Below are 9771 nucleotides of genomic sequence, written 5' to 3' on the forward strand. Positions count from 1 at the left end.
CAGCTCACGCTCCGGTGAAGTCAACTCGTCGTATGAGAGCACTCATGCAGAGTAGTGATCTCCCTCGCACTCGCCTTGCCCAACTGCTCGCGGATCGTCGTGCGGACCATTCCGTTAGGGGTTCTAAGCCCGCCCAGCGTGCAGGCGAGACGCGAGTGCGCCCCCACACACCGGCCGACAACCCAGTACAGGCAAGGGTGTTCATGCCTGGCCACCCGTTCCTGCGGGCCGTTCGCTCGCTTCTCCAACGGGCTGGAGCGGACCGAGTAAAGGGTGGAGCGCAGCGGAATCGGCGTAGCCGACGCGACCGCAGGGAGCGCCCTTTACTCGGGCCGCGGAAGCCCGACACTCACAAAGAAGCGAGTGGCCCAACGTTCACTTCGCAACGTACGTGACGAACTCGCCCCAAACGGGAGCGGAGAGAGCCAGCTGCGCACCCAGCTTGTTCTTCGAGTCGCGGATGCGGATCGTGGCGGTGGGGGCTACAGCCACCTCGACGCAGTCGTTGATATCGCCGCTGTCGCTGTAGCTGCTCTTGAACCAGTCGAACTCCGTGGCGCTCACAGGCTCCCCAAGAAGTCGGTCCAGATGGTGGAGCCGACGACGAGGTGGGGCGCCTGGGGAGATTTGGAATCGCGGACGTGAATCGCGGCGGAGGCCACGGCCACCTCAACACAGTCGCCGGGTTCGTTGTCATCGCTGTAGCTGCTCTTGAACCAGTGGAGTTTCGTGGTGCTCATAGTCTCCCCAGCACTCGCTCGATGAACTCTCGGGACTCTCTCGGCGTGAGAGCCTGCGCCCGGATCATTCCATAGCGCAACTCGAGAATCCGAAGATCCCTGGGGTGTTCGACCGGGCGCCCGTTGAACGCTCCAGCGGAACGTCCAATTGCCGTGCCGTCAGCGAACTTCAGCACCTGGATCCGGCCCGAGCCTCCAGCGTGCTCCTCCAGCTCAGTAGGCATGACCTGGAGTGAGACGTGCCTCAACTGCGACACCTCCAAGAGGTGTTCTAGCTGACGACGCAGAACCTTCCTTCCCCCGATGGGACGTTCGAGCGTCACCTGCTCCTGAACGAAACTGAGCGTCGGGGCGGGCTCGCGTTCGAAGATCGTCTTTCGGGCCGCGCGAATTGTGGTCTCCCGCTCTACGACCTCCTCGCTGAGCGGGGGTTGCCTCATCCCGAACAGCTTCCGCATGTACTCCGGCGTCTGCAACAGTCCATTGATGTTGTGGCTGCTGTAGTGCATCAACTCAACTGCCCGCTCTTCCAGTTGCGCCAGCTCTCGCGCCTTCTTCGGATACCGAGCCTTCCGCATGTCTTCCATGAACGCCCTCAGATGCCCCTGGGCGTTCAGCAGGTGGTCCACCTTGTCCAGGAACTCCGGCCTCGGGATGCGTACCCCACGTTCGATCTTCCGGATCATGTCTTCGCCGTAGCGCATCGCTACCGCCAGGTCTGCCACTCGCATCCCCGCCAGCTCCCGGAAAACCCTGAGCATCCGACCGACCGCCTGCACCAACGGCTCGATCTCGTCCCCCGGTTCCACATCCCAACCGGCCTCGTCCTCAACCTCGTTCATGCCCCACCTCCATCGCGCACCCGTACCCGTACAACCTCCGAGACTGCCGAGACAACGCGGGACAAAGCCGAGACAGTAACGCTACGCACCGACGCCATCACTCACCCAGGGAAGCAAACCCCGCCACGCTGAGTGACATGAATCAAGAAATCGCCGCCCCTCCCAACTTCACCGTTCTCCTCTCCCCCACTCCCCGAGGCGCACGTCTCGCCCGGCTCCTCGCCACGGAGCAACTCCGCACCTGGGGGCTCCCGTTGGACCGAGCCGCGCAGATCGTCGCCGAGTTGGCGGCCAACGCCGCGACCCATGGGCGTGTCACGGGACGTGACTTCCGGCTGACTCTGTACGTCGTCGCCGGAACTCTTCGTATCGAGGTGTCGGACACGCGCGGCGACCGGCTGCCGCGGCTTCAACAGGCAGACCCGTGTGGTGAATCGGGCCGGGGGCTGCTTCTCGTGGACGCCCTGGCCGACCGCTGGGGCGTCACCCCGGGGCCGCGCCCGCGCAAGACGGTCTGGGCCGAGGTGAGGACGTGAGCGAAGAGTGAGGTTCAGCCAGAGTGTGGTTCAGCCTCCGAGTGTCACGTCCTTCGTCTCCTCAACTCCCGCCGTACGACCCGGTGCCGTGTGGTACTTCCAGTACAGGTTCGTGTGGGCGATGACCTGCTCCGGCGGCGGCGCACCCCACTTGCTCAGGTCCGACGTGGTGTGGGCGTCGCCGACGAGTGTCACGTCGTAGCCGCGTACGAACGCGCCGTGGAGCGTGGCGCGGATGCACGCGTCGGTGGACGCGCCCGCCACCACCAGGCGGCCGACCTGGGCGGCTGCCAGCACCTCTTCCAGGGAGGTGTCCTCGAAGGAGTCGGGGTAGTGCTTGGGGACGAGGGGCTCGCCGTCCCAGAGGTGGAGTTCGGGGACGTACTCCCAGTCCTTGCTGCCTGCCGTCACGTTCTCGTCGGAGTGCTGGACCCAGACGACCTGGACGCCTTCCTCGCGAGCCCTGTCGACGAGCGCGGAGATGTTGGCGACGACCGCGTCACGCTCGTACGCGTCGGCCACGACACCGACCTGGACGTCGATCAGGAGGAGTGCGGTGTTGGGGCGTTCTGTGAGTGTGGTCATGCTCAACACGCTAGTCCGGCCCACTGACATCCGCTCGGTCCGGAGCGGCCCCTCCGTCACTGACGCGAACTGCCGCGCCACCCGAACTCGGTGACGCGGCAGATCAGTTGCCCGGTGCCTCAGTGCCTCGCGGCAGCCGCCTCAGGCCCGGACCAACTCCCGGTCCTCGTCGGGATCCGAGTCCTTGGAGTCGAGGTCGCGCAGGCCTTCGCCCTCGACGTCCACGTTCGGCAGTACCCGGTCCAGCCACTTCGGCAGCCACCACGCCCGCTTGCCGAGCAGTGCGAGCACCGCCGGGACGATCGCCATGCGGACCACGAACGCGTCGAAGAAGACGGCGATCGCGAGGCCGAAGCCGATCATCTTGATCATGGATTCGCTGGAGCTGATGAAGCCGGAGAACACGGCGATCATGATGACGGCCGCTGCGGTCACCACCCGGGCGCTGTGCTTGAAGCCCGTGACGATCGCCTGGCTCGGCTTCTCGCCGTGGACGTGGGCCTCGCGCATGCGGGTCACGAGGAACACCTCGTAGTCCATGGCCAGTCCGAAGACCACGCCGACCATGAAGATCGGCATCATCGACATGACGGGGCCGGTTTCCTCGACGCCCATCAGGCCCGACAGCCAGCCCCACTGGAAGACCGCCACCACCGCGCCGAGGGCCGCCATCACCGAGAGGAGGAAGCCCAGGGCCGCCTTCAGCGGGACCAGGATCGAGCGGAAGACCACTATCAGCAACAAGAACGCCAGGCCTACCACCAGGATCAGGTACGGGATCAGCGCGTCGTTCAGTTTCTGCGACACGTCGATGTTCATCGCCGTCGTGCCGGTGACCAGGACCGACGAGTCGGTGTCCGCCTTGACCTCGGTGCCCGCGTCACGGATGCCGTGGACCAGGTCCTCGGTCGTGACGGACGACGGCTTGGAGTCCGGGACGACGGTGATCGTCGCGGTGTCGCCGTCCTTGTTGAAGGTCGCCGGGGTGACCGTGGTGACGTCCTTCAGGGCCTTGATCTTGTCGGTCACCGTGGTGACGTCGGCCTTCGGGGTCTTGCTGTCCTTCGCGTCCACGACGACCATCAGCGGACCGTTGAAGCCGGGGCCGAAGCCCTCGGACAGGAGGTCGTACGCCCTGCGCTGGGTCGTGGACGTGGGCTGCGAACCGTCGTCGGGCAGGCCCAGTTCGAGCGAGGCCGCCGGGATCGCCGCCGCGCCGAGTCCGATCACACCGAGGAGCAGGACCGCCAGGGGGCGTCGTACGACGAAGCTCGCCCAGCGGGTGCCCATGTTCGGGCGGGACGACTTCTCGGCGGCCTTGGCCCGTCCGCCGCCCAGGAGCTTGCTCTTCTGGCCGGTGGGCTTGATCTTCTTGCCCGCGTAGCCCAGCAGCGCCGGGATCATGGTGAGGGCGATGAGGACCGCTATCGCCACCGTGCCGGCCGCCGCCACGCCCATCTTCGTCAGCATCGGGATGTTGACGACCGCCAGGCCGACCAGTGCGATCACTACCGTCAGACCTGCGAACACGACCGCCGAGCCCGCCGTACCGACCGCTCGTCCGGCCGCCTCCTCGCGTTCGCGGCCCTCCGCCAGCTCCGCCCGGTAGCGGGAGACGATGAACAGCGCGTAGTCGATGCCGACCGCGAGGCCGATCATCATCGCGAGGGTGGAGGTGGTGGTGCCCAGGTCGAGGGCGTTCGCCAGTGCCGTGATCGTCGAGACACCGATGCCTACGCCGATCAGGGCGGTGAGCAGCGGGAATCCGGCCGCGAGGAGTGAGCCGAAGGTGATGACGAGGACCACGGCGGCTATCGCGATGCCAATGATCTCCGTCGAGCCCGTCTCGGGGGTCGCGGTGAGCGCGTCACCGCCGACCTCGACGGTCAGTCCGGAGGCCCGGGCCTGCTGTGCGGTCTCCTTCAGGGCGTCCTTCGACGCGTCCTTCAGCTCCATGCCGGAGACCTTGTACTTCACGGAGGCGTAGGCGATCGTGCCGTCCTTGCTGACGGCCTTGCCCTTGAAGGGATCGGCGACCGAGACGACCTCGGAGCCGTCGCCGAGGTCCTTGACGGTCTTCTCGACGGTGGCCTTGTTCGCGCCGGAGTCGAGCTTCTCGCCGGCCGGGGCCTTGAAGACCACCCGGGCGGTGGCGCCGTCGGCGCTCATCCCGGGGAAACGCTGTTCCAGCAGGTCGAAGGCCTTCTGGGCCTCGGTTCCGGGTACGGAGAAGGAGGAGGCGCCGGCTGCGGGCGCGCTGGCCGCGCCGACACCCGCGAGCGTCAGCAGCGCGATCCATAGAAGGGCGACGTAGTGCCGTCGCCTGAAGGCGAGCCGGCCGACTTTGTAGAGGAACGTGGCCACGAGGGCGTACTCCCGGTCAGGTCGTGGGGTTCTTCGGGGCAGGGGTGATCGACCGGTTGGGGACACGGTTGATCTGCCCGACGACGTGAGCGGTTACGTCAGGTGGGCGTGCTGTGGGTTGTGTGCGGGGTTTTTCAGGTGGTGGGTACTGGTGCGCCTAGTGCGGGGAGCACGACGGCGTCGATGTACGACAGCAGGAAGGCCTGGGTCGGCGGCTGCTCGTCGATCATGGTGCGGGCGGCGAACCCGCCGATCATCATGTGCACGATGTACTCGATCGCCGGATTGTCGGCACGGATCTCACCCCGGTCGATCGCCCGCTGGAGCACCGTCTGGAACTCCGCCATCTCGGGCTCGACGAGGTGTTCCCGGAACGCCTTGAGGAGGTCCGGGCTGCCGTGCATCGCCATGGCCAGGCCCCGCATCAGCGCGGAGTTCTGCTCCATCTCGCAGTCGTCCGACCGCATCGTGAGGGCGTGGAAGTCACCCCTGAGCGAACCGGTGTCGACGGCGGCAGCCGAGGCGCCCGGCTTGTTGTGCCGCACCGCTTTGGCCACCAGCTCGGCCTTGCCGCCCCACTGGCGGTAGAGCGTCGCCTTGCTGGACTTGGTGCGGGCCGCCACGGCGTCCATGGTCAGGGCGTCGTAACCGACTTCCCGGAGCAGGTCGAGCACGGCCGCGTACAGCTCGGCCTCGCGCTCGGGTGTGATGCGACTGCGACGCGCCGTTGCGACTTCAGTCATGCCACTCACCTCTCCGGATCCGAACGAGACGGTTTCGTACCGGCCTCGCGTAGTCATGAATGTAGCGCACTCTCCAACGAAACGAAACCGTTTCGTACGTGTCGAGAGTCACCCGCCGGGTCACCCGTCGGCCGCATCGGCGATTTTTCATAAGTTGCTCGGGTCCGTCCCCCGGAAAAGCATAGGGACGTGAGCTATCTGCGCCTGCCGCACCTCAGTGGCGACCTCCTGAGTTTCGTGGCCGAGGACGACCTCTGGCTGGCCCCTCTCGACGGCAGGGGCCGCGCCTGGCGGCTCACCGTCGACCGTACGAAGGTCGGTCACCCACGCTTCTCCCCCGACGGCCGCCACATCGCGTACACGACCTGGCGCAGCCTGGTCCCGGAGATCCATCTCGCGCCGGTCGAGGGCGGCCCCGGCCGCCGGCTCACGTACTGGGGCAGCGCCGACACCCAGGTCTGCGGCTGGACCCCGGACGGCGACATCCTCGCCGTGGCCTCGCACGGCGAGCCGTTCTCCTACTTCACCTGGGCCCACAAGGTCCCCACCGACGGCGACCCCGGCGGCCGGCTCCCCTGGGGCCCGGTCTCCGACATCCAGCTGGCCGACGTCGACGGCGAACGCCGGACCCTGCTCCTCACCGGCACCCCACCGCACGAACCGGCCGCCTGGAAGCGCTACCGCGGCGGCGCCATGGGCCGCCTCTGGCTGCACGGCCGCCGCCTGCTCGCCGACCTCGAAGGCCACCTGCACTCCCCGATGTTCGTCGACGGCCGCATCGCCTTCCTCTCCGACCACGAGGGCATCGGCAACCTCTATTCCTGCTCCTACGACGGCTCCGACCTCCGGCGCCACACCGATCACGACGCCTTCTACGCCCGGCACGCGGCGAGCGACGGCACCCGCGTCGTGTACCAGTGCGCCGGTGACCTGTGGATCGTCGACGACCTGTCGGCGGCGTCGACCCCGCGCAAGCTCGACGTCCAGCTGAGCGGGCCGCGCGCCGGCCGCCGTACCTACCAAGTACCCGCCGCCCAGCACGTCGACGGCATCTCGGTCGACGAGACGGGCCGCGCGAGCGCGGTCGTCGTACGGGGAAGTCTGTACTGGCTCACGCACCGCGACGGCCCGGCCCGCACCATCACCGACACCCCGGGCGTACGGGTCCGACTCCCCGAGATGTTGGGCTCCGGCGGGCAGGTCGCCTACGTCACGGACGCGGACGGCGAGGACGCGATCGAGATCGCCTACCTCCCCCGGGCCTCCGGCGAACGCGAGCCCCGCCGGCTCGCCTCCGGCGAGGTGGGCCGCGTACTGGAGCTGGTGTCGGACACGGCGGGCGAGCGGCTGGCCATCGCGGCGCACGACGGACGACTCCTGCTCCTGGACGCCACGGAGGAAACGAACGGCGAGGTGACCGAGCTGATCTGCTCGATCAACGGCCCGGTACGCGACCTCGCCTTCTCCCCGGACGGCAGCTGGCTGACCTGGTCCCACCCCGGCATCGGTCGCTCGCTCCGCCAGATCAAGATGGCGCGCATAAAGGACCGTTTGATCGTCGACGTCACCAACGGCCGCTTCGAGGACGAGAATCCGGTCTTCACGCGCGACGGCCGCTACCTCGCCTTCCTCTCCTGGCGCGGCTTCGACCCGGTCTACGACGTCCACACCGGCGACCTCTCCTTCCCGCTCGGCTGCCGTCCCTACCTGGTCCCCCTCTCCTCGGCCACGCCTTCCCCCTTCGCGCTGACCCCGGAGGGCCGCCCGGCCGCCGGTGGCCTGGACGCGGCGGAGGACGACGAAGGCGCGGACGGCGCGGTGACCGTGGAGGTGGAAGGACTGGAGAGCAGAGTCACTCCATTCCCCGTCTCCGCCTCCAAGTACTCGGCGCTGTACCCGGTTTCGGGCGGCGGACTGGTCTGGCTGCGCTGGCCGATCTCGGGCGCGCTGGGCGAGACCTTCGCCAACCCGGACGACACGAGCGGCCGGCCGACCCTCGAGTACTTCAACATCAGCAAGGCGAAGAAGTCCGAACTGGTCGACCACCTCGACTGGTTCGCGGTGAGCGGCGACGGCTCACGCCTGGTCGTCGTAGACGAGGACGAACTGCGCGCAGTCCCTTCAACCGAGTCCGGCGACGGCGACTCGACGGTCTGGATCGACCTCCGCCGCATCCTCCACGAGGTGGACCCGCCCGCCGAATGGCGCCAGTCGTACGAGGAGGCGGGCCGCCTGATCCGCGCGTACTACTGGGACCCGCAGATGTGCGGCATCGACTGGACCGGGGTCCTGGACCAGTACCGCCCGCTGGTCGAACGGGTCGCGTCCCCCGACGACTTCGCGGACCTGCTCCGGGAAGTCCTGGGCGAGTTGGGCACGTCCCACGCCTACGTCACCGCGTCCCGCCGCAACGAGGGCCCGCCCCACTACCAGCGCCGACAGGGCCTGCTGGGCGCCAACTTCGTCCGCAGGGAGGGCGGTTGGACGGTGGCCCGCATCCTCCCCGGCGAGTCCTCGGACTCCAAGGCCCGCTCCCCGCTGGCAGGCACGGGCATCCGCGAGGGCGCGATCCTGACCCACGTGGACGGCCGCCCGGTGGACGAACTCACGGGCCCCTACCCCCTGTTGGCAGGCGCGGGCGGCACAACGGTGGAGCTGACCTTCACCCCGGCGGAGGGCGAGGGCAGGGCCCGCCGCGTCGCCGTGGTCCCCCTCGTCGACGAACGCCCCCTCCGCTACCAGGACTGGGTGGCCAAACGCCGGGCCGTCGTACGGGAGTTGAGCGGCGGCCACTGCGGCTACCTCCACATCCCCGACATGGGCGGCTCCGGCTGGGCCCAGTTCAACCGCGACCTGCGCCTGGAGGTGTCCCGCCCGGCCCTCATCGTCGACGTACGCGGCAACGCGGGCGGCCACATCAGCGAGTTGGTCGTGGAGAAGCTGACCCGCACGATCCTGGGCTGGGACCTGACCCGCAACGCCCAACCGGTGTCGTACGCGTCAAATGCCCCCAGGGGTCCGGTGGTTGCCCTCGCCGACGAGGCAACCTCCTCGGACGGCGACATGATCACGGCCGCCTTCAAGCTGCTCAAGCTCGGCCCGGTGGTAGGCCAACGCACCTGGGGCGGAGTCGTCGGCATGACCGGCCGCCACCAACTCGGCGACGGCACGGTGATCACGGTCCCCATGAACGCGGCCTGGTTCGACGCGTACGGCTGGTCCGTGGAAAACAGAGGCGTAACCCCGGACTTGGAAATCCTCCGCACCCCCCTGGACTGGGCAGAGGGCCGCCACGCCCAACTGGACGACGCGATCCGCCTGGCGCTGGACCTGTTGTCCATCCACCCGGCGGCAACCCCGCCCGACTACTCAGCCGTCCCGGACCGAAGCAGGCCAAAGTTGCCGCCACGTTCTTGAGAGACAGCGGGGCGATTTCCTTAGGGGCGCGGGGGGGGGCTGTGCCCATGTGCGACTCCGCCACGCTCTTGAGACACGGCACCCCAACTCCCCAGGGGCGCGGGGAACTGCGCGACCAGCCCCCACCGGGCCGCCACTCAACAACGAAACGAAACGTGGGGCGCCCCCAAACACAGGGCGCCCCACGCAAACGGACTCCAACTAAACGTCGTAGTCCTGGTCCATCCGGTCCTCTTCACGCTGCATACGCTCAGAGGCCTCGTCCCGCTGCTGGCCGCGCTCCTGGCCGCGTTCCTGGCCACGCTCCTGGCCGCGCTCCCGCGCCTCGTCGCGACCCTGACCGGCCTTCTCCTTGGCCTTGTTCGCGAGCTCTTCGGCCTTGTCCTGGAACTGGTCCTTCATACCCATGTGGGTTCACTCCCGTACTGAGGGGGGACTTGTGGGCCCCTCGCTGGGGCCTCGACCAGATTCACACGCCAGAACAAAGCGCGCATTTCGATCAGTCACGCTGAGTAGCCCGGGCCGCTTCGTCCGCCGCCCCACC

Annotated in this window: 9 protein-coding genes; 2 read left to right on the forward strand and 7 right to left on the reverse strand. The window is 68.1% G+C overall.

Features of this window, described 5'->3' with window-relative positions:
* Positions 1-375: 375 nt before the first annotated feature.
* The 3 genes from ACNFOC_RS44445 to ACNFOC_RS44455 are packed head-to-tail and all read right to left on the reverse strand — an operon-like array spanning position 376 to position 1582.
* Positions 376-564, reverse strand: a complete 189-nt coding sequence (locus ACNFOC_RS44445; protein WP_416964696.1) for a DUF397 domain-containing protein — start codon at positions 562-564, stop codon at positions 376-378.
* Positions 561-740, reverse strand: a complete 180-nt coding sequence (locus ACNFOC_RS44450) for a DUF397 domain-containing protein (RefSeq protein ID WP_416964697.1) — start codon at positions 738-740, stop codon at positions 561-563. The genes ACNFOC_RS44445 and ACNFOC_RS44450 overlap by 4 nt, the downstream gene beginning before the upstream one ends.
* Positions 737-1582 carry a helix-turn-helix domain-containing protein gene (locus ACNFOC_RS44455; RefSeq protein WP_416964698.1) on the reverse strand — a complete coding sequence of 282 codons (846 nt, stop codon included), beginning with the start codon at positions 1580-1582 and terminating at the stop codon, positions 737-739. The genes ACNFOC_RS44450 and ACNFOC_RS44455 overlap by 4 nt, the downstream gene beginning before the upstream one ends.
* A 137-nt stretch (positions 1583-1719) precedes the next feature.
* Between ACNFOC_RS44455 and ACNFOC_RS44460 the strand changes: the two genes are divergently transcribed.
* Positions 1720-2118: an ATP-binding protein gene (locus ACNFOC_RS44460; protein WP_416964699.1), complete on the forward strand. Its 399-nt coding sequence runs from the start codon at positions 1720-1722 to the stop codon at positions 2116-2118.
* A gap of 30 nt (positions 2119-2148) precedes the next feature.
* Here ACNFOC_RS44460 and ACNFOC_RS44465 read toward each other — a convergent pair whose 3' ends face one another.
* The 3 genes from ACNFOC_RS44465 to ACNFOC_RS44475 form a co-directional block, all read right to left on the reverse strand.
* Positions 2149-2703, reverse strand: a complete 555-nt coding sequence (locus ACNFOC_RS44465; RefSeq protein ID WP_416964700.1) for an isochorismatase family protein — start codon at positions 2701-2703, stop codon at positions 2149-2151.
* 141 nt (positions 2704-2844) lie between these two features.
* On the reverse strand, positions 2845-5067 hold the full coding sequence (locus ACNFOC_RS44470; RefSeq protein ID WP_416964701.1) for an MMPL family transporter: 2223 nt from the start codon (positions 5065-5067) through the stop codon (positions 2845-2847).
* A gap of 134 nt (positions 5068-5201) precedes the next feature.
* Positions 5202-5810, reverse strand: coding sequence for a TetR/AcrR family transcriptional regulator (locus ACNFOC_RS44475; RefSeq protein ID WP_416964702.1), 609 nt, complete (start codon positions 5808-5810; stop codon positions 5202-5204).
* 189 nt (positions 5811-5999) lie between these two features.
* Here ACNFOC_RS44475 and ACNFOC_RS44480 point away from each other — a divergent pair, with 189 nt between their 5' ends.
* Positions 6000-9227, forward strand: a complete 3228-nt coding sequence (locus ACNFOC_RS44480) for a S41 family peptidase (RefSeq protein WP_416964703.1) — start codon at positions 6000-6002, stop codon at positions 9225-9227.
* Between the two features lie 201 nt (positions 9228-9428).
* Here ACNFOC_RS44480 and ACNFOC_RS44485 read toward each other — a convergent pair whose 3' ends face one another.
* The gene (locus tag ACNFOC_RS44485; protein ID WP_416964704.1) at positions 9429-9635 is read right to left on the reverse strand and encodes a hypothetical protein; all 207 of its coding nucleotides are present in this window, start codon (positions 9633-9635) and stop codon (positions 9429-9431) included.
* Positions 9636-9771: the final 136 nt, after the last annotated feature.

The sequence above is a fragment of the Streptomyces colwelliae genome, assembly GCF_048158785.1.
Classification (GTDB): domain Bacteria; phylum Actinomycetota; class Actinomycetes; order Streptomycetales; family Streptomycetaceae; genus Streptomyces.